The following is a 26,461-nucleotide window of genomic DNA, read 5'->3' on the forward strand; positions in this document are numbered from 1 at the left end:
ATAATTAAGAAAAGACCCGGCATCTTGATGCCGGGTCTTTTCTTTTGTCTGTATATTACTGAGTGACTTTTCTGACTTGCAGGATAATACCCATTAGCGGATGATCAAAATAGATGGTTTCTCCGCTACGCATCCTTCTCTTCTGATTTAGCCGGTATGGTTGTAAAAACTTTTCTTCAGTAACGACCGAATTGATGGACTGAAGGTGGCCAAGCTGTATATTTGTATCATGATTACTTTCAGCATCTGAGCTGGTATCAACAGGGATATCCTGAACGGATATTTCTTTGATTCCAGGTATTTTCAGGTCAAAAACTGCGTCAGCATACAAATAGTGCTGAACATAAACCTGAAGCTTTCCATCCAGTTCATAAAGCGCTTTAGGGATGGATGTTTCAATCACACCTTCGACTGGAGAGTGGCTTAAAGAGGATGCCAGTTCTCTGCCATCGGGCCGATAGACAGACGCGAAATTCTTACCTGCTTGAATATGAAAAGCAGGTGCATACGCTTGCCCCTGATCTCCCTGTCGCCACGCTGTGTGCAAGAGCACATGAAAGCCTGCGTGCCGGTTCAGCCTTTGCTCCTGCGCATTTAATTTATATTCACTACGGGGGAGAAGAGCCACTCCTTTTTTTGCCCGATAACTTTGAGAATTCAGGCTGCCAGTTTTATTAAATGCAATGGCAGGAAGACGAGCCGGCCAGGATTCATTTGTATTTTCAGTATCTGCGACACGTTTAAAAATGATCACTTCGATGTCAAATTGTCTCTTAGCCCAACCAGGCATTGCGATGAAGAGCATCAATAGTGGGATCAGCTTTTTCATTATCACTCCCTTACGATGATTAGAGATTTTGGCCGTTGTCAGGCATTATACTTTGGGTAACAGATTTTGTTGAAAATATGTCAGTATATCCTGAATAAACCGGAGTCTCTCCGGGCGTTGTTCCAGTGACACGGTAAATTTCAGTTTTGTCGGCCCGTCCATAGCAAATACCTGGGGCTGGGACTGCAAAAGCTGGACTAAACAGGTTGGGTCAATATTAGCATTAAGATGAAAATCTATATAACCACCTTTTTGATGGGCCTCTATTTTCCTGATATTCAGTTTCGCTGCTTTCAGCTTAAATTGAGTAATTTCCAATAAATTTAACGCGGCATCCGGCAGTTTTCCAAACCGGTCTATGAGCTCAACTTTGAGTTCATTCAGTTCATTTTCATCAGCGACGCTGGCAATCTGTTTATACATCGATAACCGTGTATTAATATCCGGAATATAGTCATCAGGTAACAGAGCAGGTAGTCTGAATTCAACTTCAGTCTGTTCTTTGAGTAAGTCTTCAAGCGCGGGCTCTTTGCCAGACTTTAATGCTTCAACAGCTTGTTCAAGCATTTCCATATACAGCGTAAATCCTACGGATTGTATCTGACCACTTTGCTCATCACCCAGCAACTCTCCCGCGCCTCTGATTTCAAGATCATGTGTTGCCAGTGTAAAACCAGCTCCAAGATCTTCCAGAGATGCCAGCGCCTCTAAACGTTTTACGGCATCTTTGGTTAAAGCCTTCGGAGGCGGCGTCATCAGATAAGCATAAGCTTGGTGGTGTGAACGTCCGACCCTGCCTCTGAGCTGGTGTAATTGAGCCAGACCCAGAGTATCTGCTCTGTGAATGATGATTGTATTTGCTGTCGGAACATCAATACCAGTTTCAATAATTGTGGTACAAACTAACAAATTAAAACGTTGGTGGTAGAAGTCGTTCATAATTTGTTCAAGTTCACGCTCCCGCATTTGTCCATGAGCGACAGTAATACGGGCTTCCGGGATCAGCTTTTCTAAATCTGCAGCGACTTTATCAATCGTTTCTACCTGATTATGAAGATAGTAAACCTGTCCCCCCCGCATGATTTCACGTAAAACTGCTTCACGAATCACACTGTTTTCATCTTGACGGATGAACGTTTTAACCGCAAGCCGTCTTGCTGGCGGGGTCGCAATAATAGAAAGATCCCGCATGCCACTCATCGCCATATTGAGTGTCCGGGGAATCGGTGTCGCTGTGAGTGTCAGAATATCCACATCTGCCCGCATCGCTTTGACTTTTTCTTTTTGGCGGACCCCAAAACGATGTTCTTCGTCAACAATTAACAGGCCCAGATCATTAAACTGAAGTTCACTGGACAGTAACTTATGAGTACCAACCAGAATATCTACTTTTCCTTCTTTTACATCGCTGATGATCTGTTTTTGTTCTTTTGCTGTTTTGAATCGGGAAAGCACCTCAACACGAATTGGATGATTGGCAAATCGATCCCGGAAGTTTTCAAAATGTTGCTGTGCTAATAAGGTGGTCGGAACAAGTACAGCAACCTGTTTACCATTATCAGTACTGACAAATGCAGCACGCATGGCGACTTCGGTTTTGCCGAAACCAACGTCGCCACACACAAGGCGGTCCATGGCTTTATTTTGACACATATCAGAAAGAACGGCGTTAATCGCCATTGCCTGATCATCGGTTTCTTCAAAAGGAAATCCTGATTTGAAAGTAGCGTATTGTTCCCGGTCAAGAGCAAACCGGTAACCCGGTTTAATTTCGCGTTTGGCATACACATCGAGGAGTTCCGCAGCGACATCCCGGACTTTTTCAGCGGCTCTGCGCCGGGCTTTTGACCAGGCTTCTCCGCCCAGCTTATGAATCGGAGCATGGTCTTCAGCATCGCCTGAATAACGACTGATTAAGTTGAGTGAAGCAACCGGGACATAGAGCTTCGCCTCATTTTGATACTCCAGAGTCATATATTCAGTTTTGATGCCGCCAACTTCTAATGTCTGTAACCCAAGATAGCGTCCGATGCCATGATCAATATGTACAACGGGTTGTCCGGGTTTTAACTCCGCAAGATTGCGAATGATAGCGTCACCGTTTGTCTGGCGTTTATCTTTCTTACGCCGGTGAATGACCCGATCACCCAGTAAGTCACTTTCACAGATAAGTGCAACGGGGGGGTGCTGCAAAATAAAACCGTGCTCAGCAGCCCCGACAATAAGAGATAAAGAAGCATCATCATGGCAAGCCTGATAAAAATCAGCTTGTTCAGCCGGCCTGAATTTTATGGGGTGTAGCAGTTCGAGAAGCGCTTCCCGACGACCTTCTGATTCAACTGAAAAAATAATTTTACCAGCAAAATTTTCAGCAAACTGACGCAAAGAACCGAGAGGTTCTTTCTGTTGATGCTGCAGTTTGATGTCTGGCAGTAAACTTATCGGGGCGTTTGTTCTGCCAGATTTACTCTCTATTGCTGTCTGATGCAACTGAACTGATGGATATTGTTTCAGGTAGCCGAACAGATGATCTTTTTGCAGCCATAGTTCTCCGGGAGGAAGCAGCGGACGTAATGGATCGACTTTTCGTTGTTCATATCGTTCACTGACATCCGTGAGAAAACGATCAATCGCCGGTTCGGGATCGCCAATGATAATGATCTGACTTTCATCCGGAAGGTAATCAAATAATGTCTCAGTCTGTTCAAAAAACAGAGGCTGCCAGTACTCAATACCGGCAGGCCAGGTGCCTTTTGAGACTTGCATATATACAGATTCAGGTTCTCTTCGGGCCTCAAACTGTTGACGCCAGCGGTTCCGGAACGCTTCAATGGCATCTGCTGATGTCGGAAACTCATGAGCAGGTAATAAACAGATCTCATCTATGGTTTCCAGAGAGCGTTGGGTCTCGGTATCAAATGTACGGATTGTTTCGATTTCATCATCGAAAAAGTCAAAGCGATACGGATGCTCACATCCCATTGGAAACAAATCAAGTATAGCTCCCCGGCTTGCATATTCCCCTGGCCCAAAAACCTGGTCGACATGCCTGTAGCCAGATTGTTCAAGCTGATGACGGAGTTTTTCTAATGAAAACTGGTCACCCTGTCTGACCATCAGCGTGTGTTGCAGGAGGAATGATCTGGGCGACTGTTTTTGGAGCAGGGTAGAAACGGGTGCGATCGTTATCCCGGCCTTTTTGTTTGGCAGCTGGTACAGTCTGGATATGCGTTCAGAAATGATTTCCTGATGAGGAGAGAAATTGTCGTAAGGAAGTGTTTCCCAATCAGGAAAAAGTGCAATTTCCTGTGAGAAAAAAGCTTCGGTCTCTTGCTGTAATTTTAATGCGGTTTGCGTATCAGCGGTGACCAGTAATGTATGGTGATTATGCTGCAGTGCTAATTCTGCAGCTGCAAGAGCAAGGCTGGAACCGGACAGGTTTCCGATTTGTTTTTTGTCCCCTGAGCCTTGGGGGACACTGACAGATAATATGGATGGCGTGGTCATTTCAATTGGTTTAATCGTTATCCCGTTCAACGGAACGTTGACGAAGTAATTTTTGTTGTTGGTAAAGTGCAGCTTTAATCAGTAAGTCCTGATCGCTGTCTCTGAGACGGACATACCGGGCTTTCACCGAATAATAACTGCCTTCCTGCTGGCACGATTCAACCTCTGCGTAGCAATAAATGGCAGAGGGTGGATAATCAAGGAATAATTTCACTCTGAGTCTGGTCCCGGTTGCCACTGGTGTGTCGCTTGTATAAGTAAACTGACTTGCCCCGAAAGACACTGTTTGATGGCAAAGCGAAGGTTCGTTTTGCTGTGACAGCATAAAATTCAGTAGCAGATTTAACTTTCGGTTTTGGCTGTCGAGCAGGTTCACCAGACTTTTCAGGTCCCGGCTTTTTAATTCTTGTTTTGCAGTATCTGCCAGTTGCTCCAGCTGGCTGAATTCACTGGCAACCACAAACGGTACAGGAATTTCAGCGATGAAATCTTCATCGTCAGGCAGCAAAAAACTTTCATCTAATGGTTCGATGTTACTTGTCAGTGAGTGAACGACTGTAAAAAACTCTTGTTCGATCATAATGAATTCCTTCATACCAGAACATTGATTATCACCATACAGATGAAGTAATCAAGGGATATGCGGTCATTCATGCGAATTAACAAGGATTTGGCAAATTAATGCTACAACCTCAAGCTGATAATCGTTAAAGTACCGGGCAATACTTTCGATGGATTTATTGTATGTTTCATCCTGTTTCTGTTTTTATTGGCCTCAGGTATCTGAGGGGACAATCAGGTGATCGCTTCAGCCGCTTTGTGTCGAGAATATCCACAGCTGGTATTACGATTGGTGTTTTGTCGCTGGTGGTCGTGTTATCGGTGATGAATGGATTTGAATCACAGCTCAAAGGCCGGATTTTAGGTGTCTTACCTCAGGCTATGGTATATCAACAGAAAGAAAAAACACCATGGAGCAAGACATCTCCGGCTTTCATTTCCGGGTTATCAGTCAGCCATCAGGCCGAGCCTCTGGTTCGAAGCGAAGCTGTGATTCAAAGTACCACAGAGCTCTCTGCGGGAATCCTGCTGGGAATATTACCTGAAACGGGTGATCCGGTTTCAGATTATTTAATTGCCGGAGATATGAAAAATATATATCCGGGTGCTTATTCTGTATTTCTTGGCAGCCAGCTGGCAAGGCGGCTGAATGTTACTCTTGGGGATAAAGTCCGTTTAATGGTCACACAGGCCAGTCTTTTTACACCTCTGGGGCGGATTCCCAGTCAGCGAAATTTCATCGTGGCAGGAATATTTAATACGGGGTCTGACATTGATGGCCAGTTGATGATTACACATATCCGGGATGCTCAACGATTATTGCGTTTACAGGAAAATGTTATTTCCGGCTGGCGGCTGTTTTTTAATGATCCGTTTGTTGTTTCTGATATTGATCGTAATGCCTTACCTGAAGGATGGCACTGGAGTGACTGGCGGGAACAGCGTGGTGAGCTTTTTCAGGCAGTAAAAATGGAAAAAAACATGATGGGGTTGATGTTGGGCCTGATTGTGGCAATTGCAGCATTTAATATTATTTCTGCGCTGATTATGGTGGTGATGGAGAAGCAGTCGGAGGTGGCTATTTTGAAGACCCAGGGAATGAATAAATTACAGGTGCTGTTTATTTTCATTGTTCAGGGAGCAAGTAGTGGTATTGTCGGGGCTGTATCCGGCGGTATTTTGGGTATTTTGCTGGCATCATACCTGAATGAGATTTTGTCTGTACTCGGTGTGGATTTGAGAACTTTAGGTGGGTCTTTACCGGTTGATATTCATCTGGTTCAGGTATTTGTGGTTGAACTTTTTACTATCGGATTAAGTATATTGGCGACGTTTTATCCTTCTTTACGGGCATCATCCGTCCATCCTGCTGAGGCGCTGAGATATGAATAACCTGCTTCATTGTCATTGTATTAAAAAAACTTACCAGGAAGGCAGTTTATCTACGCAAGTCTTAAATGGTGTGAGCTTCTCAATGTCCCGGGGAGAACTGGTTTCTATTGTCGGAGCATCCGGTTCCGGAAAAAGTACATTACTGCATATATTGGGGGCTTTAGATACACCAACCAGCGGGGATGTGAACTTTTTAGGGCAGCCGTTATCTGATCTGAAAGATAAGCAACAAGCCAGAATCCGGAACCGGCATATCGGGTTTATCTATCAGTTTCATCATTTGTTATCTGATTTCAGTGCGTTAGAGAATGTTGCTATGCCTTTGCTCATCGGGGGAGAAAAACCTTCTCTGGCCCGTCGTCATGCTGAAGAGTGGTTGAAGAAAGTCGGTTTGTCTCACCGTGTCGGACACAGACCCGGTGAATTATCCGGAGGAGAAAGACAACGGGTTGCCATCGCCAGAGCTTTGGTGAATCAACCCGAACTGGTTTTGGCTGATGAGCCAACAGGAAATCTGGATTATAAAACGGCGCATGCAATTTATGATTTGATGCGGGAGCTGAATGAATTGTCACAGACTGCCTTTTTAGTTGTGACTCATGATCAGGAGCTGGCCGATAAAATGGATCGTAAGCTGTTCATGAAAGATGGGCTGTTGGTTCAGGTGGAGGTTTAAGCTTAATGTTATCTTCTTTGTCTCTGTTGATTGGCTATCGTTTCAGCCGCTCCAGAAAACGAAATCAATTAGTTTCTTTCATATCGATATCATCCATGATTGGTATTGCTTTTGGTGTTTCAGTCATTATCGTTGGATTGTCGGCTATGAATGGTTTTGAACGAGAACTGAATCACCGGGTACTTTCTGTCATTCCTCACGGTGAGTTTGAAGGTGTCAGAGGGCCAATCCAGGACTGGCCGAAAATGATTGAAAAAGTGGATCAGTTTCAGGATGTTCTGGCAGCTGCGCCCTATGTCCGGTTTGTGGCACTTGCAGAAAATGGTCAGCAATTGAAGGCAGTCGAAGTGCGTGGTGTTGAACCTGTAAGTGAAGATGGCGTATCTGATTTATCAAAATATATTTCAGGTGAAAGCTGGAAAAATTTTGTACCGGGGAAGAAGCAAATCATTTTAGGGCAGGGGGTTGCTCAGAAGTTAGCGATCAAAACTGGTGATTTTCTTACCTTAATGGTTCCGGAAAAAAAATCCGGATCCGGATTATTGAAATCTCCACAGAGAATCCGGCTTCAGGTCAGTGGATTATTGAAATTACATGGGCAAATTGACCATAATTTGGTGCTTATTCCTCTGGCCGATGCACAGCAATATACCGGGATAGGCAGCGCAGTCTCCGGTATTTCTGTCAAAGTATCTGATGTCTTTCGTGCCAGTGAAATAGTGAGAGAGGTTGGTCGTCAGTTGGAGCAGTATGTCTATCTGACAAGCTGGCAACGTAAGTACGGTTACCTTTACCGGGATATTCAGCTTGTCAGAACCATTCTGTATTTGGTGATGTTCCTCGTGATCGGTGTGGCGAGCTTTAACCTTGTCTCTACTCTAACAATGGCCGTCAAAGATCGGGCTTCAGAAATTGCGATTCTCAGGACGATGGGGGCATCAGATCACCTGATTCGTCTCATTTTTATGTGGCAGGGTGTATTTTCCGGTGTATTCGGGAGTCTGGCGGGTAGTGCTGCCGGGATTGCGATTTCATTCAATCTTACTCATATTATTCAATGGATGGAGCGCTTGTTTCATCATCACTTTTTGTCTGGTGATATCTATTTTGTTGACTTTTTACCATCTCAGGTCAGAACTGAAGATGTACTCATGGTATCCGTAACCGCGATTGTCCTCAGTTTAGTCGCAACTTTGTATCCGGCATCCCGCGCTAACCGGTTGAATCCTGCCTCTGTCCTTTCTTCAAAATAATGTAATCATATTTTATGACAACGATATTTTCGATCAGGAAAACACGTTGTCATTCTATCCTGTCATATTTTGCATTTGGTTTTGGGATGTGCGATGTGATTCGGTTTTCTGTGCAGGACAGCCTGCCATAAACCAGTTACTTTAACTGTCGCTTCTGCCAGCTTCGGACGACAGAGTATCGCCAGAGCCCGTGAATACCAAAGTATCCGATAACAGCGCAGACGATACCGCAAATCGTACATCCGACCAGAAGTGGCGGAGCAATTGAAGACATTTGATTGGCAATAAAATCCCATGACAATTCAAAATGAAAATGTTGTGGGGGCTCACTCAGCACCCATGCGCCAAGTTTATATGCAAAATAAAATAACACTGGCATGGTGATTGGATTGCTGACCCAGACCAAAGCAATTGATAGCGGAAGATTGACACCGCATAAAATGGCCAGACCAGCAGACATGATCATCTGACTGGGGAGTGGGACAAAAGCCATAAAAAGGCCAATAGCAAAGGCACCGGCTGCAGAGCGGCGATTTAGACACCATAAATTAGGGTTATAAAGAACATTCCCAAAAATTTTCAGTGCTTTTTGGCGTTTGATTAATTCTCTGTCTGGCAAAAAACGTTTAATAAGTTTTTTAGGCATAAAAAACAATGACTCTTATAAGAAATGGCAGATTTTTTTTCCCTTATATCTTCACATTGTGCTCGTCACCTTATTGGCCTGTTATGCCTGATGTGAAGTGGTGCTGCTTACCTGCCTTGTTACTACTAATTGTTATTCATATTCGCAGTTGTGTATGGGTCTCTGCGATCTGTCTTGCTGCAATTGTTGTGCTGGTTTACGGGAATCTGATGAAACAGCAAGCCAGTATGATCCATCACTCCGGGCATGATATTACCATAAACGCAGAAGTTGACAGCTTTTTTAAACCAAATAGTTTCGGATATAGCGGAAATATTCATATCTTATCGATTGACCAGATAAAAATGAGCGCATTAATTCAGCCGGCAGTGAAATTATATTCACCTGTCCAGTTATTTCCGGGTGATCAGGTTAATTTTCATGTGAGAGTGAAGCCAGTGATCGGTTTGCTCAATGAAGCGGGTTTTGACAGTGAAAAATATTATTTCGGAAAACATATCGTTGCCCGGTTAATTGTAAAAGAACACTCAGACTTTATTGTTATTACACCGGTATCTTTCCGGATGAAACTATACAGGGCAGTCGCACAATTAATTGAATATAATCTCAATCGTCCTTTGTTACTTGCTTTGTCTTTTGCAAACAGAAATGAAATTAACAGCCAGTTTTGGCAACAGTTACAAGAGACTGGTCTGGCACATTTGATAGCTATCTCCGGGCTTCATATTGGTGTTGCATATCTTTTAGGCTTTTATCTGGGGGCGTTTTTTTCCAGAGCTCAGGCTCGCCTGCTTTGGTTTCCTGTGATTACCGGAGTCGCTGTCTCGATAGGTTATGCGTGGCTGGCTGGTTTTTCGCTGCCGACACAAAGAGCTTTATGTATGATAGGAATCCACCTTCTGTTTCAGCTCCGGCAAGCTCAGGTAAGTTATGGTCAAAGGTATTTGATATCCTTATCTATTCTATTAACGTTGGATCCTTTTAGCTGCGTTTTAAATAGCTTTTGGTTGTCATTTCTTTCCGTGTTTTTTGTCCTGTATTTTGTAAATCAGTCCAGAGAAGAACCTGCGGGAATATATCAAGGGATTAAAAGCCATTTCAAATTAACAATATGTATGATGCCCGTCGGTTCATTCTTTTTTGGTGGAATCAGTTTGTTAGCTCCACTTTATAACCTGCTGTGGATTCCATGGTTTAGCTTTGTCATTGTTCCGGTGTTATTTCTGGCTATCATTTGTAGTATTGTTGTTCCGTCAGTAGCCGTCTGGTTGTGGCAGCTGACTGAATATTTATTAAAGCCGGTGATTTATTCGTTTAATTTTTCTCACCATAGCTGGGTATATACTTCAGATCATTTGACGATATGTATGTTAATGTTTGTCTTGGTTTTTTTGACACGACACATTTTTACCCGGCGTCTTTTTCAACTGATCGTTTTACTCATCGGTGGGAGATTTGTTTGTGGTATTTCAAATCGTGACTGGCAGGTTGATATTTTAGATGTGGGCCATGGACTCGCTGTATTGATCGAAAAAAACAAGCACTATGTACTTTATGATACAGGCAAAGGGTGGGGGACAGGGAGTATTGCTCAATCTGTCATTGACCCTGTATTACATCACAGAGGTGTAGACCAGCTTGATGGGCTTATCCTTAGTCATATGGACAATGATCATGCCGGAGGCAGAAAGTGGATTGAGAATAACTGGCATCCGTTATGGAAGCGCTCAAGTCAGTTATTAAAGAATTATTTACCCTGTATCCAGGGGGAGAGCTGGGATTGGCAAGGACTACAGTTTGATGTTCTCTGGCCGCCATCGCAGGTCAAACGGGCCTACAATGAACATTCATGTGTCATCCGGGTTTTCGATAAAGTTCACCATTACTCTGTCATGTTGACCGGGGATATGACGGCTGAGAATGAACGGCAGATCCGCAGACATTTTCCCGACTTAAAGAGTGATATTCTGATGGTTCCTCATCATGGTAGTCAGACATCTTCAACACGACAATTCATCATACAGGTGCATCCACAGGTTGCTATAGCATCAACCGGAAAAAGTAATCCGTGGCATTTACCGAACGCAAGGGTGAGACAACGATATGATTCATTGGATATCCCATGGATTGACACGGGGGAAGCGGGGCAGATTCGTTTGACTTTCCGCGATGGTGCGCCTGAGGCTGAGATCAAGACCTGGCGTTCAGGGGGCTTCTCCCCATGGTATAGGCAGATGCTGCGTAAACAGGTAGAATAGCGCGGTTATTAATTGATAGAAGAATATAATTGATTTATGTCAAATATAAGTGATGAGACAACGTGGGTAACCTTTAAACGTCTTTGGGGTTATATTCGGTTATACAAAGCTGGTTTGGTTGTTGCAGTAATAGCGTTAATATTGAACGCGTTTGCTGATACATATATGGTCTCTTTACTCAAACCTTTACTGGATGAAGGATTTGGTTCTGCAAAATCAGATTTTCTGAAGGTTTTACCATTCATTATTCTTGGAATGATGTTTTTACGCGGGGTGACCAGCTTTGTTTCTGCCTATTGCCTGAGTTGGGTGTCTGGTCAGGTCGTTATGATGATGCGGAGAAATATATTTAATCATTTCATGCATATGCCTGTCAGTTTCTTTGATAAGGAGTCTACCGGTGGTCTCCTGTCCAGAATTACTTATGATTCAGAGCAGGTTGCAGGTGCAACCAGCAGAGCTTTAGTCAGCATTGTTCGTGAAGGTGCAAGTATCATTGGACTGCTGGGGCTAATGTTTTGGAATAGTTGGCAGCTTTCTTTGGTATTGATTATTGTTGCTCCGGTTGTTGCTTTTGGGATCAGTCTTGTATCGAAAAGATTTCGTAAAATCTCAAAGAATATGCAAAATGCTATGGGTCAGGTCACTTCTTCTGCTGAACAAATGTTGAAAGGGCATAAAGTGGTTTTAAGTTATGGCGGGCATGATGTAGAGCGAAAACGGTTTGAAAAGGTAAGTAATTACATGCGCCAGCAGTCAATGAAGCTGGTATCTGCTCAATCTGTTGCTGATCCTGTTATTCAGATGATCGCCTCTCTGGCTCTGGTGACAGTTTTGTTTCTTGCCAGTGTTGACTCGATTCGTGCTGAGCTTACTCCGGGAACTTTTACCGTTATCTTTTCAGCCATGTTTGGTCTGATGCGTCCGTTAAAAGCTCTGACGGGTGTAACATCACAATTTCAAAGAGGCATGGCAGCGAGTCAGACTTTGTTTGCTTTTATGGACCTTCAGTTGGAAAAAGACACCGGTACGTATAGTGTCGAATCGGTTCGTGGTGATGTGCAGGTAAAAAATGTTTCGTTTACTTATCAGGGGAAAGAAAAGCCGGCTTTGTCGAATATCTCCTTTTCTGTCGGTCAGGGAAAAACGGTCGCTCTTGTAGGACGTTCCGGATCAGGGAAAAGTACGATAGCTAATTTATTTACCCGTTTTTATGATATTGATTCAGGAGAAATTTTTCTGGATGGACATGATATATACGACTACAAGTTATCCAACCTGAGACAGCACTTTGCTCTGGTTTCTCAAAATGTTCATCTGTTTAATGATACGATTGCCAACAATATTGCTTATGCCGCCACTGAGAAATATTCCCGTGAGCAAATTGAAGAAGCTGCGCGTTTGGCATATGCCATGGAATTTATTCAGGATATGCCGGATGGATTAGACACCATTATCGGTGAAAATGGTGCAAGTTTGTCTGGGGGACAGCGGCAGAGAATTGCAATTGCACGGGCCTTGCTAAGAGATGCACCTGTTTTGATTCTGGATGAAGCGACTTCAGCGCTGGATACTGAATCAGAACGCGCAATTCAGCTTGCCCTGAACGAACTTCAAAAAAATAAGACGGTTCTTGTGATTGCTCACCGCCTTTCGACGATAGAGGATGCGGATGAAATTCTGGTCATTGAGGAAGGTGAAATTATTGAGCGGGGCCATCATCAGGAATTATTATCACGTTCTGGTGCGTATGCCCAGTTACACCAAATTCAATTTAGTGGGTAGGGCTGCCAGTGGTGGATAAGCTATGGTTTTCTGACCATTGGGTAAGATGGTTGCTTGCACCGGTTTTGTGGCCATTAAGTATCGTGTATAAGTATGTAAGTGAAGCCAGAAAACAAGCTTATCATTCGGGGAACAAACCCGTGTACAGAGCGCCGGTGCCTGTCGTGGTTGTTGGTAATATTACGGCTGGAGGTAACGGAAAAACACCGGTCGTTGTATGGCTTGTGGAAAAACTGCTGCAGTATGGCATGAAGCCTGGTGTTGTTTCCCGTGGTTATGGTGGAAAATCGTCCGTCTATCCGTTACTGCTTTCTGAGAAAACGTCTGTTGAGGCGTGTGGTGATGAACCGATGCTTATTTATCAGCGCACCGGTGTGCCAGTCGCTGTCGACCCGGTGAGAGCTTCGGCTGTACAGGCGTTATTGAACGAGGGCGTCGATATCATCATTACTGATGATGGTCTGCAGCACTATGCACTGGCCAGAGATATAGAAATAGTCGTCGTGGATGGTCAGCGGCGTTTTGGAAATGGCAGGTATATTCCATATGGCCCGATGCGGGAATCCCTGTCACGTTTGAAAACGGTTGATTTTGTAATTAATAATGGTGGGCAAATCAGCGATAATGAAATCGGGATGACTCTCACACCTCAAATGGCTGTCAATCTGGCTGACAACCGGACAATATCAGTGGATCATCTGACAAAGCCTGTTGCCTTTGCCGGTATCGGAAATCCATCCCGTTTTTTTGAGACTCTCGGGCGGCTGGGTGTGAGTTTAGTCGACTCAAAATCATTTTCTGATCATCAGGAGTTTGATTTTGAAGATCTGGAAGCTTTTTGTTCCTCTGGTGATCACGTCATTATGACGGAAAAAGATGCGGTAAAATGCAGAGCATTTGCCCGGGGCAACTGGTGGTATTTACCGGTTTCTGCAACATTTCAATCAGCAGATGAGCAGAAAGTTATTGAATTAATTAAGAAAGTGGCGGAAAAGTATGGATCATCGTTTGCTTGAAATTGTGGCTTGTCCTGTCTGTAAAGGCAAGCTGACCTATGACAAAGTTCATCAGGAACTTATTTGTAAATTTGATCGACTGGCATATCCCATTCAGGATGGCATCCCGGTGTTACTTGAACCTGAAGCCCGCTCAATGGCGATGGATGAGGGACGATAAATGTCATTTACCGTCGTGATTCCTGCACGTTACCAATCGTCCCGTCTTCCGGGAAAGCCATTAGCGGATATATGCGGGCGCACTATGATTCAGCGGGTCTATGATCAGGCCATGCAGTCTGGTGCTCAGCGTGTGATTGTTGCCACGGATGACCCCCGCATTGAGCAGGTTGTGACTTCATTCGGGGGGCAGGTATGCATGACAAGTCCGGATCATGAGTCTGGTACAGAACGTCTGGCTGAGGTGGTAGCAACGCTGTCTTTACCCGAAGAGCATGTTGTGGTGAACGTACAGGGAGATGAGCCATTAATTCCTCCGGGCATTATCTCACAGGTTGCTGAAAACCTGCAGTCTCATCCTGTGCCAATGGCTACGCTGGCTGTACAGACTCAGGAAGCAGAAGATATTTTTAATCCAAATATCGTCAAAGTCGTGACTGATCAGAATGGTTATGCGCTCTATTTCAGCCGAGCTGCAATCCCATGGGACAGAGACTGCTATCCTCACGATGCAAGGTCTGTACAGCATCCGGTATTACGTCATATAGGTATTTATGCTTACAGAGCGGGTTTTATTCAAACTTATGTTGACTGGAATTCAAGCCAATTAGAAAAAATTGAGTGCCTCGAACAGCTTAGAGTACTTTGGCATGGTGAAAAAATTCATGTTGATATCGCGCATGAAGCACCTCATATCGGGATTGATACACCCGAGGATCTTGAACAGGTACGTCATATTATTGCAAAACAAAACAGACCGTAAGGTCTGTTTTGTTTTACTGCTAAAATGACTTTCAGGTTTCATGCTTATCCGGGCAGATGGCAAGCCTTTCTCTTCTGCCCGAATCTTTCAGCTCTTCCAGTATGACATCAAATCCCCACAGCCTGTGAAGATGTCTGAGAACTTCCTCAAAACTTGAGTCGAGAGGAATCCGATCATGAGGCGCATATTGCAACGTTAAGGATCGGTCTCCCCGGATATCGACATCAAATATCTGTATATTCGGTTCTATATTGCTGAGATTATATTGAGCTGCAAGCTTTTCTCTGATCTGCTTATAACCAGATTCATCATGAATTGCACTGACTTCAATGAAATTTTTACGATCATCATCAGTGATTGAAAAAAGTTTAAAGTCCCGAATGATTTTAGGAGACAGATACTGACTGATGAAGCTTTCATCTTTAAAGTTTTGCATTGCAAAATGCACAGCATCAAGCCAGTTACTGCCCGCCAGTTCAGGGAACCAATGACGATCTTCTTCTGTTGGGTGCTGACAGATCCGTTGTATATCCCGGAACATTGCAAACCCAAGAGCATAGGGATTGATACCGCTATAGTACGGGCTGTTATAGGGTGGTTGTGCAACGACACTGGTGTGGCTGTGAAGAAATTCAAGGATGAATCTTTCCGATACCGTCCCTTCATCATAGAGGTGATTCAGGATCGTGTAGTGCCAGAAGGTTGCCCATCCTTCATTCATGACCTGTGTTTGTTTTTGCGGATAGAAGTATTGGCTTATTTTCCGCACAATCCGTACGATTTCCCGTTGCCATGGCTCCAGTAACGGCGCATGTTTCTCGATAAAATAAAGAATGTTTTCCTGAGGCTCACTCGGGAAATTTTCTTTGATGATGTCTTCTTTTTCTTCCGATTTCGGCAGCGTTCGCCATAACTCATTCACCTGAGACTGAAGATAAGCCTCTCTTTGTTCTTGTCTGGCTTTCTCTTCAGTGATGGATATTTTTTCTGGCCGTTTATATCGGTCAACACCGAAGTTCATCAAGGCATGGCAAGAATCCAGAATTTCTTCAACTTCGGCAACACCATACTTTTCTTCACAGGTGGTGATATATTTTTTGGCAAACAGTAAATAATCAATAATCGAACTCGCATCTGTCCATGTCTGAAACAGATAATTACCTTTAAAAAATGAATTATGTCCATAGCACGCATGAGCCATAACTAATGCTTGCATTGTGATGGTGTTTTCTTCCATCAGGTAGGCGATACAGGGATCAGAATTTATTACAATTTCATATGCAAGGCCCATTTGTCCGTGTTTGTAACCTTGTTCTGTCTGTATAAATTTTTTACCAAAGGACCAGTGGTTGTAATTAATGGGCATCCCGATGCTTGAATATGCATCCATCATTTGTTCTGATGTGATAATTTCAATCTGATTTGGATAAGTATCTAAACGGTAATGTTCTGCGACCCTTTTTATTTCAGTGTGATAACGTTCCAGCAGATCAAATGTCCAGTCAGGGCCGTCAGGTAGTAATTTATCTTGTCTTTTTGAACCTGATTTTATCTCTGTTGTCATTCAGGATTCCTCCCTAAGCCGTCTCTTTGTGAAATAATTCTCTGAATACAGGGAATATATCGTCTACTGACTGAATATTTTTCATTGCAAAGTTTTCACTCTCAGGCAGTAATTTTTCATATTCATGCCATAGTGTCTGATGGGAACGGCGTGTGATTTCTATGTATGCATAATATTGACAATAAGGTAATAAATTTTTCGACAGGATTGAGTGGCATTTCGGTGAATCATCAGCCCAGTTATCGCCGTCTGAAGCCTGGGCAGCATATATGTTCCATTGATTTATCGGATATCTTTTTTCTATGATTTCATGCATGAGTTTGAGGGCACTGGATACAATCGTTCCTCCGGTTTCCTGAGAGTAGAAAAACTCATGCTCATCTACTTCTTTCGCCTGGGTATGGTGGCGGATAAAAATGACTTCAACATTTTTATAAGTCCGTGTCAGGAACAGGTACAGCAGAACATAAAAGCGTTTTGCAATATCTTTGGTTGCCTGATCCATTGAGCCGGATACATCCATCAGGCAAAACATCACAGCCTGACTGGATGGAATCGGGCGCTTTTCGTAGTTCTTGTAACGTAAATCAAATGTATCGATAAATGGAACATTCTTAATTTTCTTTTTCAACTCCCCAATGTCATGTTCCAGGCGGTTTTCTTCAAGTGGCTGAGCCGGTTCTTCTTGTTTAATCCTCAACAGCTCTGCTTCCAGCTCATGAAGTAAGCGTTTTTTACCAGCTGTCATAGCGGTTCTGCGGGCAAGGGATTGCTGCAACGACCGCACAACAGAGATATTTGCCGGGACGCCTGCGGTCTGAAAACCTGCCCGATGTGTTTTCCACTCTGTAATTTTGTTGACTTGACGTTTTTTTAAATTGGGTAATGCCAGGTCGTCGAACAGAATATCAAGATATTCGTCTTTAGAAATCTGAAAAACAAAATCGTCACTTCCTTCTCCGTCAGCACTTGCATCTCCCTGACCTGCACCACCGCCTGAGCCGCCTCCCTGGGGACGATCTATTTTGTCTCCGGTGATGAATTGGTCATTTCCGGGATGAACCCGTTCTTTCAAGCCGCCTTTGCCCTGATGAAAAACAGGCTCTTTAATATCTCTGCTGGGGATAGATATGTCTTCCCCGGATTCTGTATTCGTGATTGAACGACGGTTGACGGCATCTGCGATTGATTCTTTAATTTGTTGTTTATGCCGACGCAGAAAGCGCTGACGGTTGACAGCACTTTTATTCTTGCCGTTTAATCTTCTGTCAATAAATTGCGCCATACTTAACCCCTTTCCTTTTGTTTCACCCGGCGGTAAAAATTTCAGCCGTGGCTAGGCTATTCCCGGAATGGAATACAGAGGAGGATGATATATTTCATCCTTCTCCTGTCTGTGTTCCATAAAGCACCGGTTGTGGTGGTGCAGATTATTTATGAAGATTTACGAACACGTAAATACCACTCAGATAGCAGTCTGACTTGTTTCTCTGTATACCCTTTCTCCATCATCCTTGCCACAAAGTCATCATGCTTTTTCTGTTCTTCAGAAGATGTTTTTGTGTTAAATGAGATCACAGGAAGCAGTTCTTCTGTATTCGAGAACATCTTTTTCTCAATGACTGTCCGGAGTTTTTCATAACTTGTCCATACAGGATTGCGGCCACTGTTATTAGCCCGCGCTCTCAGTACAAAGTTTACTATTTCATTTCGGAAATCTTTGGGGTTACTGATACCGGCAGTTTTTTCGATTTTTTCCAGTTCGCTATTGAGTGCTGAGCGATCAAATAATTGTCCGGTTTCCGGATCCCGGTATTCCTGATCCTGAATCCAAAAGTCAGCATAGGTGACATAACGATCAAAAATGTTTTGTCCATATTCTGAGTATGATTCCAGATAAGCTGTCTGAATTTCTTTGCCGATGAATTCGACATATCTCGGGACCAGATAGCCTTTTAAAAATTCCAGATAACGTTCAGCGGTTTCCTGAGGGAATTGTTCTCTTTCGATTTGCTGTTCAATGACATAAAACAGATGAACCGGGTTAGCAGCAACTTCAGTTTGATCGAAATTGAATACCCGCGATAATATTTTAAATGCAAACCGGGTTGACAGGCCAGACATCCCTTCATCAACACCGGAGTAATCCCGGTATTCCTGATAGCTTTTTGCTTTTGGGTCAGTATCTTTCAGAGTCTCGCCATCATAAACCCGCATTTTAGAGAATACGGATGAATTTTCAGGGACTTTTAAGCGGGATAAAACACTAAATTGCGCCAGTGTTTCCAGCGTGCTCGGAGAGCAGGGTGCTAGTGATAATTCACTGTGATCCAGAAGTTTCTGATAGATTTTGACTTCTTCTGAAACACGAAGGCAGTATGGCACTTTGACAATATAGACCCGATCTAAAAAGGCCTCATTATTTTTATTGTTTCTGAATGCCTGCCATTCCGATTCATTAGAGTGGGCAAGTATCATACCTTCAAAAGGCAATGCAGACAGGCCTTCTGTACCGTTATAATTTCCTTCCTGAGTTGCTGTCAGCAAAGGGTGTAAAACTTTTATCGGTGCTTTGAACATCTCAACGAACTCCATCAGCCCCTGATTAGAGCGGCATAAAGCACCAGAATAACTATATGCATCCGGATCGTCTTGTGAGTAGTGTTCCAGCTTACGAATATCAACTTTACCAACCAGTGAAGAGATATCCTGATTATTTTCATCTCCTGGCTCTGTCTTGGCGACTGCGATTTGATCCAGGACTGAAGGCCGAAGTTTAATCACTTTGAATTTTGTAATATCACCGCCAAATTCATGAAGCCTTTTTGCAGCCCAGGGCGACATGATAGTACGGAGGTATCGTTGATCAATGCCATATTCATTTTTCAGCAAATCACCATCTTCTCCGACATCAAACAGACAAAAAGGATGATCATTTACCGGGCTGCGTTCCCCATTTGCAGTCAGTATGTAAATCGGCATTTGTTGCATCAGTGCTTTAAGTTTCTCTGCGAGAGATGACTTACCGCCACCGACAGGGCCAAGTAAATATAAGATTTGCTTTCTTTCTTCAAGTCCCTGAGCAGCGTGCTTGAGGTAAGAAACGATTTGCTCGATAGAATCTTCCATCCCATAGAAGTCTTTAAAAGTATCGTATCTTGCAATGACCCGGTTTGAAAAGATACGACTCAGACGGGGATCTTTTGAGGTATCGATTAATTTGGGCTCACCGATTGCCATTAACAATCGTTCTGCTGCATTGGCATAAGCACTTTTGTCTTCCTTACACAGCATTAAAAATTCTTGCAGTGATAGCTCTTCTTCTTTAGAGGCTTCATAACGAGATTGGAAATGGTCAAATATACTCATAGTTAATTCTCCCTGAATGTCCAGATGACACAGAATCGCATCAACGCATATCGCACACTCTTTAAGACTAGTCGCTAATTAGCAATTTTGCTTAAAAAATATGTGCTTAATCAAAAAATGATGAGAGAGAACTGACTAAGTCAGCACATTATAAATCTGGTAAATTGTTTGATATTTTATCTATAGATAATAGCAATTTATGGGGACATGTAATTTGGGAGGAATTTACCTCCCAAACAGAATGGATACTTATGCACTTAAAATCTTCAGAAATTCTGCTGTTGAAAGGTGGTATTGGCGGGGGCAGCTCTTCCAGGAAGCCAGCATGCGCCGGTATTTATCAAGCATTGTTACCTGACTGTTGAAATGATGATCACCTTTGTCAAATTGTGTATACAGACCTTCTGAATCGACCAGAAAACGGACATAATGAACCAGCTGTGGTTCAGTTGATAAATCAAATCCTAAAAACTGCAAGCGTCGATCATCGATTTCACTCTGATCTTGTCCGGACAGAAGCTTATATGATTCCTGCATGGCATGATACATTTCCATAATATCAATAATTTCTCGGCATGCATCTTCAGACATACAGCCAAATTCTTTGTTCAGCTCACGCATATGCAGTGCATAGCCCCGTTCTACAATTGTCTGAAACCTTTTATATTTTTCAGCATTAGCGGGGTCTAACTGAGTCATCAGACGATACTGATTTGATAAGATGAGGCGTTGAGCGTTAGTCATTTCCATAACAAAATCCTACTCTTTATTTGAAGATTAATATGATTTCAGAATAACGTCTTTTTCGTGCCTGAAACATGATCTCAACACAGATTTAATTCATTTATCATCTGGGTAACTTTGTCTTTTTCTTAAAAGGAAACGCTCCCGGGCTGTTGGCCTGAGAGCGTTAAAAATAAAGTTGAAATGATAAAATACTCAGAGAATAAGACAGTGTTTTGCAAATAAGCCCGCTTTTAATATTTAACCTGACTGTGATACTGACTTAACACGGATACGATTTTATCCATCGTCTCTGCCGTAGGTGGTTCAACGCCTTCCAGAGGATATGTTTCACCCATGGCTTCCCATTTATGTGCACCTAATTTGTGATATGGCAACAATTCTATCTTCTCAATATTATCCATATCCTGAATAAACTGCCCAAGCAGATGTGCTGATTCTTCGTCATCGGTATATCCGGGCACAACGACGTAACGTATCCACGTTGTTTGTCCTTTGGTATGCAGGTAGCGGGCAAAATCGAGCGTCCGTTTATTGGAAACACCAATAAACTTCTGATGGATCTCATCTTTCATATGCTTGATATCAAGCATGACCAGATCAGTCACATCCAACACCTCATCAATCACAGGGGTGTACTTACGGATGTATCCATTGGTATCGAGACAAGTATGTATTCCTTCGCTTTTTGCCGCTGTGAAAAAGTCGCGGACAAATTCCGGCTGAAGCATCGCCTCACCACCAGAACAAGTGATACCACCACCTGAAGCATTCATGAAATGACGGTATGTTTTTACTTCTTTAATGATTTCTTCAACTGTGACTATCTTTCCCGTATGTGTATCCCAGGTATCTCTGTTATGGCAATACATACAGCGCATTAAGCATCCCTGCATAAAAACAATAAAACGGATACCCGGGCCATCGACAGTGCCACATGACTCAAAAGAATGAATACGACCAGTAGTTGACATATTGAAATCTCATTAGCTGAATTATCCGTTATTTTATTACATTTTCATAAGATTACATAGGGGCTGCTGTACTTGTGACGACTTATTCAAGAGAAGAATATTGGCTGATGTTTGTGACCTGTTCAAACTCTGGGCAACTTCTGTGGAAATTAACCATGGATGCATTGATGGCACAGACGCTACCGGATTATCTCTGTGTCGATCCGCGCTTTTGTAAGTCAGCAGAATCGACCAGAGTCCCCATGTAAATATGTAAATATGTAAATATGTAAATATTTTTGTGATATTTGTTAAATAAATGTATCTTAATGTCAGGCTGAGTCGGGGGAATCGACACCTACAGGATGTACTGTGGTTTAGAGGGATATAAGGGAATCACTTATCATGGATGTACTGAAGTTATCACAGAAACAGAAGAATACGGTTTTCATTATTATTTTATGCTGTGGCTTTGTGCTTATGGGGCTTTTTATTGCACAAAAGTTATCGAGTATGTCCGCTTATTATGAGCAGAGTGGAAAAGTAGCGCATGAAGAAGTAACACTTTTTGCCACACATACCAAGCTATTGTCTCTTGCCGCAGGTAGAAATGAAGTGCTGGCAAAAGACATCAGTCATGTTTCAAAAGACTTAGACGCTTTAGTGAAAGATGTGTCTTTAGATGCACAATTTCTGCAGACGATATCCCTGCATCGTGAGAGTGAACAAATTCGTGATGCGATTATGCAGTTTGAAAGCAGTATGAAGCCATGGCTCAAAATAAAGTCAGAGCTGGGGTTTAGTGTTAAAGAAGGACAACTGGCTATTTTGTCCGAATTATCTCATACGATTGAAGAAAAGATCGAAGAAACAGGTATGGTGACAATTCGTTCTGATTTCAGGGCAATGATTAAAGCACAGCAAAATTATTTACTGGCACCTGGTGAGCAGCATATGAAGCTGTTTAATCGTGCAATGGCCATGTTTGTCAATACATCAAAATCTTATGCAACATATGGGATTTACAAGCAGGAGATAGAGCAGTACAAGCAGGTCTTTGTCAGAATCGGTGAGCTTTCACAACAATTGCAGGCAATAGAAGCGAAATTATCTAAAGCAGAAAAGGTTGCCCAGTCAGTGATTCACGAAGTGTCTCAAAAAATGATGTCAGTGAGTCAGGAATATAAGGTTCAGGCACAAGCGGAGGCATCCCAGACGATGTGGTCAGTTTTGGTTGCCTGTGCTGCTTTAGCTACCATGACGATAACAATTTTCTGGGCACAAAATATTTCTTTTACACGCGTTTTGGATCAGATTAAAAACGTTCTTGAAAATCTCTCCAAAGGTGACTTATCGCAACGACTGGATATTTCGACGAACAGTAAAGATGAATTCAATCAGTTGGCCGCTGCAATTAATCGTAGCTGTATCAATTTGGGGGTGTTGGTGAAAAAAGTAAAAAAAAGCAGTCAGTACTTGTCTGGTGATGCTGCTGATTTGAATCAGAGTTTGGATCGTCTGGTGGACTCTCAACTGGATATTGTTAATCAAACAGAAATGCTTGCTTCTGCGACAGAGCAGGTGAGTGTCACAGCAAAAGAAGTAAGCCAGTCCTTATCATTTGTTGCTGAGATTAGTCAGGATTCTACAAATGCTGCCCAAGAAGGTAGTCAGGTGATTAAAAGTGCCATTCATTCACTTGAAGAAGTTAATCAGATTCTGACATCGGCGGCTGCTCATATTAAACAGCTTGAGCAAGCTTCTGATAAGGTTGATTCTGTGATGGATATTATCAATTCTATTGCAGAGCAAACGAATCTGTTGGCTTTAAATGCCGCTATTGAAGCTGCCCGTGCGGGAGAGCAGGGCAGAGGTTTCGCTGTTGTGGCTGATGAAGTCAGGAGTCTGGCAGTACGAACAGTTGATGCTGTCTCGGATATTTCTGTAACCATTGAGACGATGAAGCGCGAAAGCACAGAAGTGATCCAGTTTATTGGTCAGTCAGAGCATTCAATTCAATCGGGTCAGGAGAAAGGGAATGAAGCCATGCAAGCTCTGTCTCATATCACGGACAAGGCGACTGAAACGGCCAGCCAAACTGAAAATATATTTCTGTCAATGAAAGAGTTGGCGACAACCAGTCAGTCTATGGCAAATAATATGGCTCAAATATCTGATTCGATGAAAAATCTGGAAGAGGATAATGAGAAGCTAAGAAATACCAGCAGGCTTGTTGAGCAACGATCTTCTGATTTATCCAAAGATTGTCAGCAGTTTTTGTTATAGACATTTTTCAGAAGAGAAGATGTATAAAAAAGCTCCCATATCGGGAGCTTTTATAATGATGCACTGAATTTTCTGATTACATAGTTTCAGTAAATGTACGGGCAATTACATCTGCTTGCTGTTCAGCAGTCAGAGAGTTGAAGCGTACAGCATATCCTGAAACACGAATGGTTAATTGTGGATATTTTTCAGGGTGTTTCACTGCATCTTCCAGTGTTTCACGATTCAATACGTTCACGTTCAGGTGTTGGCCACCTTCGACACTTGATTCGTGGTGGAAGTAACCATCCATCAAGCCTGCAAGGTTAGAACGTTGTGAATCCATATCTTTACCTAAAGCATTAGGTACGATAGAGAACGTATAAGAAATCCCGTCTTTTGCGTGAGCAAATGGTAATTTACCGACTGAAGTCAGGGATGCAACTGCACCTTTTTCATCACGGCCGTGCATTGGGTTTGCACCAGGACCGAATGGAGCGCCTGCACGACGGCCATCAGGTGTATTACCTGTTTTCTTACCATAAACCACGTTTGAAGTGATTGTCAGGATAGACTGAGTTGGAATCGCATCACGGTAAGTTTTCAGTGAACGGATTTTGGTCATGAATGTTTCAACTAACTGACATGCGATGTCATCAACACGTGAGTCGTTGTTACCGAATTTTGGATAATCGCCTTCGATCTTGAAGTCAACAGCAACGCCATCTTCATCACGAATCGGTGTTACTTTTGCGTATTTAATCGCAGACAGAGAGTCAGCTGCAACAGAAAGACCCGCGATACCACATGCCATTGTGCGTTTTACATTGAGATCATGCAGTGCCATCAGTGATGCTTCGTAGCTGTATTTATCATGCATGAAGTGAATCGCATTCAGAGCTGTGACATATTGTTTTGCCAACCAGTCCATGAAGTGATCCATTTTCTCCCAAAGCTCATCATAATCCAGAACTTCAGCAGTGATTTTTGGCATTTCAGGACCAACCTGCATTTTCGATTTTTCGTCTACACCGCCGTTGATGGTGTAAAGCATCGTTTTGGCAAGGTTTGCACGAGCACCGAAGAACTGCATTTGCTTACCAACAACCATTGGAGATACACAACAAGCAATTGCATAGTCATCAGAATCAAAGTCCGGACGCATCAAGTCATCGTTTTCATATTGAATTGATGAAGTATCGATAGAAACTTTTGCACAGAATTTTTTGAAGCCTTCTGGCAGTTGCTCAGACCAAAGAACAGTAATGTTTGGCTCAGGAGATGGCCCCATTGTGTACAAGCTGTTCAGGAAGCGGAAGTTTGTACGTGAAACCAAAGTGCGTCCGTCAAGACCCATACCACCGACAGATTCTGTTGCCCAGATTGGGTCGCCAGAGAACAAATCATCATATTCTGGTGTACGCAGGAAGCGAACCATACGCAGTTTCATCACGAAATGGTCGATCATTTCCTGAGCTTGTTCTTCTGTAATTTTTCCGGCCGCGATATCGCGCTCAATGAAAATATCCAGGAATGTAGAAGTACGGCCCAGAGACATTGCTGCACCATTTTGAGATTTAACAGCAGCCAGATAACCGAAGTAAGTCCATTGGATTGCTTCTTGTGCAGTTTGAGCAGGACGTGAAATGTCACAACCGTATTTTGCAGCCATCTCTTTAATTTGACCCAGAGCACGGTGTTGCTCAGCAACTTCTTCACGCAGTTGAATCGTTGCTTGCAGGTCTTCGCCATTTTCCATTTTCTCTTGCAGAGAAGTGAATTGAGCGAATTTATCTTTCATCAGGTAATCAATACCGTAAAGTGCAATACGACGATAGTCACCGATGATACGGCCACGGCCATATGCATCTGGCAAACCAGTCAGAACACCGGATTTACGACATTTCAGAATAGATGGTGTATAGACATCGAAAACACCTTGGTTATGTGTTTTACGATATTCAGAATAGATTTTACTGACTTGAGGATCCAGCTCACGACCATATGTATGGCATGAGCCTTCGATCATACGGATGCCGCCGTTAGGGATAATCGCACGTTTCAGCGGTGCATCAGTCTGAAGACCTACGATTTTTTCCAGATCTTTGTTAATGTATCCGGCATCGTGCGAAGTAATGGTAGAAATAACGGAAGTATCGAAATCAACAGGAGCGTGAGTAGAGTTTTCCTGTTTGATGCCTTCCATTACCTGAGCCCAAAGCTTTTGTGTTGCTTCAGTACCCTCAGAAACCAGGAAAGATTCATCACCTTCATATGGAGTGTAATTTTTTTGAATAAAATCACGAACGTTAACTTCGTTTTGCCAGTCTCCAGCAGCAAAACCTTCCCAAGCTGTAGCAAATTGCTCTGCCATGATATACCTACCTTTAATGAGTAGAGAAAAACACGTACTGACCATAGCCGTTGAGCCAGCTAACCTTTAACAACAGGAAGTCAGTACACTCTTCGAATAAAAATATGAATAAACAATTCAATATGAATCTGACTGTTTATTGATATTATCACTCTTAAGTCCTGTTCACCGTGACGAAGTCAGCTTAGATTAAAAAAAAAGACAAACCTTAAACTAAATCAATAAAACTTAAAAAATTGAAATAAATAGTGAATGATAATTCATCAGTCCCGGTATTAAGCACGCTTAAATCAGGAATATTCCCTTAAGTTTAGACATTACTCCCATACCCGGTTGTTCTATGTTAA

19 protein-coding genes are annotated in these 26,461 nt (G+C 42.9%); 9 read left to right on the plus strand and 10 right to left on the minus strand.

Translation table 11 applies throughout. The annotated features are described in order from the left end of the window. Positions 1 to 55: 55 nt before the first annotated feature. The 3 genes from OCV29_RS07080 to OCV29_RS07090 are packed head-to-tail and all read right to left on the minus strand — an operon-like array spanning position 56 to position 4,916. Entirely contained in the window at positions 56 to 829 is a 774-nt protein-coding gene (locus tag OCV29_RS07080) for a peptidoglycan binding protein CsiV (protein ID WP_073602760.1), read from the minus strand. A gap of 45 nt (positions 830 to 874) precedes the next feature. Then, positions 875 to 4,336, minus strand: a complete 3,462-nt coding sequence (gene mfd / locus OCV29_RS07085; protein ID WP_073602761.1) for a transcription-repair coupling factor — start codon at positions 4,334 to 4,336, stop codon at positions 875 to 877. Positions 4,337 to 4,346: 10 nt separating this feature from the next. Next, the gene (locus OCV29_RS07090; RefSeq protein ID WP_073602762.1) at positions 4,347 to 4,916 is read right to left on the minus strand and encodes a PilZ domain-containing protein; all 570 of its coding nucleotides are present in this window, start codon (positions 4,914 to 4,916) and stop codon (positions 4,347 to 4,349) included. Between the two features lie 164 nt (positions 4,917 to 5,080). On the opposite strand from OCV29_RS07090, the gene lolC reads away from it, so the two are divergent. From lolC to lolE, 3 genes are read left to right on the plus strand one after another with little or no spacing between them, the layout of a single operon-like run. Next, the gene (lolC, locus tag OCV29_RS07095) at positions 5,081 to 6,289 is read left to right on the plus strand and encodes a lipoprotein-releasing ABC transporter permease subunit LolC (RefSeq protein WP_073602763.1); all 1,209 of its coding nucleotides are present in this window, start codon (positions 5,081 to 5,083) and stop codon (positions 6,287 to 6,289) included. Next, the gene (gene lolD, locus OCV29_RS07100) at positions 6,282 to 6,965 is read left to right on the plus strand and encodes a lipoprotein-releasing ABC transporter ATP-binding protein LolD (RefSeq protein WP_073602764.1); all 684 of its coding nucleotides are present in this window, start codon (positions 6,282 to 6,284) and stop codon (positions 6,963 to 6,965) included. Before lolC ends, lolD begins: the two co-directional genes overlap by 8 nt. A gap of 5 nt (positions 6,966 to 6,970) precedes the next feature. After that, a complete protein-coding gene (lolE, locus tag OCV29_RS07105) occupies positions 6,971 to 8,218 on the plus strand; it encodes a lipoprotein-releasing ABC transporter permease subunit LolE (RefSeq protein WP_073602765.1) in 1,248 nt (415 codons plus the stop codon). A 136-nt stretch (positions 8,219 to 8,354) separates the two neighbouring features. On the opposite strand, the gene OCV29_RS07110 is transcribed toward lolE, so the two are convergent. Further along, entirely contained in the window at positions 8,355 to 8,864 is a 510-nt protein-coding gene (locus OCV29_RS07110) for a DUF2062 domain-containing protein (RefSeq protein ID WP_073602819.1), read from the minus strand. 116 nt (positions 8,865 to 8,980) lie between these two features. On the opposite strand from OCV29_RS07110, the gene OCV29_RS07115 reads away from it, so the two are divergent. The 5 genes from OCV29_RS07115 to kdsB are packed head-to-tail and all read left to right on the plus strand — an operon-like array spanning position 8,981 to position 14,845. Beyond that, positions 8,981 to 11,122, plus strand: coding sequence for a DNA internalization-related competence protein ComEC/Rec2 (locus tag OCV29_RS07115; RefSeq protein WP_175561514.1), 2,142 nt, complete (start codon positions 8,981 to 8,983; stop codon positions 11,120 to 11,122). A gap of 36 nt (positions 11,123 to 11,158) precedes the next feature. Next, positions 11,159 to 12,907 (plus strand): lipid A ABC transporter ATP-binding protein/permease MsbA, encoded by a 1,749-nt coding sequence (gene msbA / locus OCV29_RS07120; RefSeq protein WP_073602767.1) that lies wholly within the window; start codon positions 11,159 to 11,161, stop codon positions 12,905 to 12,907. Positions 12,908 to 12,915: 8 nt separating this feature from the next. Then, positions 12,916 to 13,923: a tetraacyldisaccharide 4'-kinase gene (gene lpxK / locus OCV29_RS07125; RefSeq protein WP_073602768.1), complete on the plus strand. Its 1,008-nt coding sequence runs from the start codon at positions 12,916 to 12,918 to the stop codon at positions 13,921 to 13,923. Further along, positions 13,904 to 14,083 carry a Trm112 family protein gene (locus tag OCV29_RS07130; RefSeq protein ID WP_073602769.1) on the plus strand — a complete coding sequence of 60 codons (180 nt, stop codon included), beginning with the start codon at positions 13,904 to 13,906 and terminating at the stop codon, positions 14,081 to 14,083. Before lpxK ends, OCV29_RS07130 begins: the two co-directional genes overlap by 20 nt. After that, entirely contained in the window at positions 14,084 to 14,845 is a 762-nt protein-coding gene (gene kdsB / locus OCV29_RS07135) for a 3-deoxy-manno-octulosonate cytidylyltransferase (RefSeq protein WP_073602770.1), read from the plus strand. A 31-nt stretch (positions 14,846 to 14,876) separates the two neighbouring features. On the opposite strand, the gene OCV29_RS07140 is transcribed toward kdsB, so the two are convergent. From OCV29_RS07140 to pflA, 5 genes are all read right to left on the minus strand, one after another. Further along, positions 14,877 to 16,409 (minus strand): SpoVR family protein, encoded by a 1,533-nt coding sequence (locus OCV29_RS07140; protein ID WP_073602771.1) that lies wholly within the window; start codon positions 16,407 to 16,409, stop codon positions 14,877 to 14,879. 13 nt (positions 16,410 to 16,422) lie between these two features. Next, entirely contained in the window at positions 16,423 to 17,694 is a 1,272-nt protein-coding gene (locus OCV29_RS07145) for a YeaH/YhbH family protein (protein WP_073602772.1), read from the minus strand. Positions 17,695 to 17,843: 149 nt separating this feature from the next. Then, complete coding sequence (locus OCV29_RS07150; protein ID WP_073602773.1) at positions 17,844 to 19,778, minus strand: PrkA family serine protein kinase; 1,935 nt, start codon at positions 19,776 to 19,778, stop codon at positions 17,844 to 17,846. 249 nt (positions 19,779 to 20,027) lie between these two features. Beyond that, positions 20,028 to 20,528 carry a YfbU family protein gene (locus tag OCV29_RS07155; RefSeq protein ID WP_073602774.1) on the minus strand — a complete coding sequence of 167 codons (501 nt, stop codon included), beginning with the start codon at positions 20,526 to 20,528 and terminating at the stop codon, positions 20,028 to 20,030. Between the two features lie 227 nt (positions 20,529 to 20,755). After that, complete coding sequence (gene pflA / locus OCV29_RS07160; protein ID WP_073602775.1) at positions 20,756 to 21,496, minus strand: pyruvate formate lyase 1-activating protein; 741 nt, start codon at positions 21,494 to 21,496, stop codon at positions 20,756 to 20,758. Positions 21,497 to 21,880: 384 nt separating this feature from the next. Here pflA and OCV29_RS07165 point away from each other — a divergent pair, with 384 nt between their 5' ends. Then, entirely contained in the window at positions 21,881 to 23,761 is a 1,881-nt protein-coding gene (locus tag OCV29_RS07165) for a methyl-accepting chemotaxis protein (RefSeq protein WP_073602776.1), read from the plus strand. A gap of 76 nt (positions 23,762 to 23,837) precedes the next feature. On the opposite strand, the gene pflB is transcribed toward OCV29_RS07165, so the two are convergent. After that, positions 23,838 to 26,114 carry a formate C-acetyltransferase gene (pflB, locus tag OCV29_RS07170; RefSeq protein ID WP_073602777.1) on the minus strand — a complete coding sequence of 759 codons (2,277 nt, stop codon included), beginning with the start codon at positions 26,112 to 26,114 and terminating at the stop codon, positions 23,838 to 23,840. Positions 26,115 to 26,461: the final 347 nt, after the last annotated feature.

Source organism: Vibrio aerogenes, from assembly GCF_024346755.1.
Classification (GTDB): Bacteria; Pseudomonadota; Gammaproteobacteria; order Enterobacterales; family Vibrionaceae; genus Vibrio; species Vibrio aerogenes.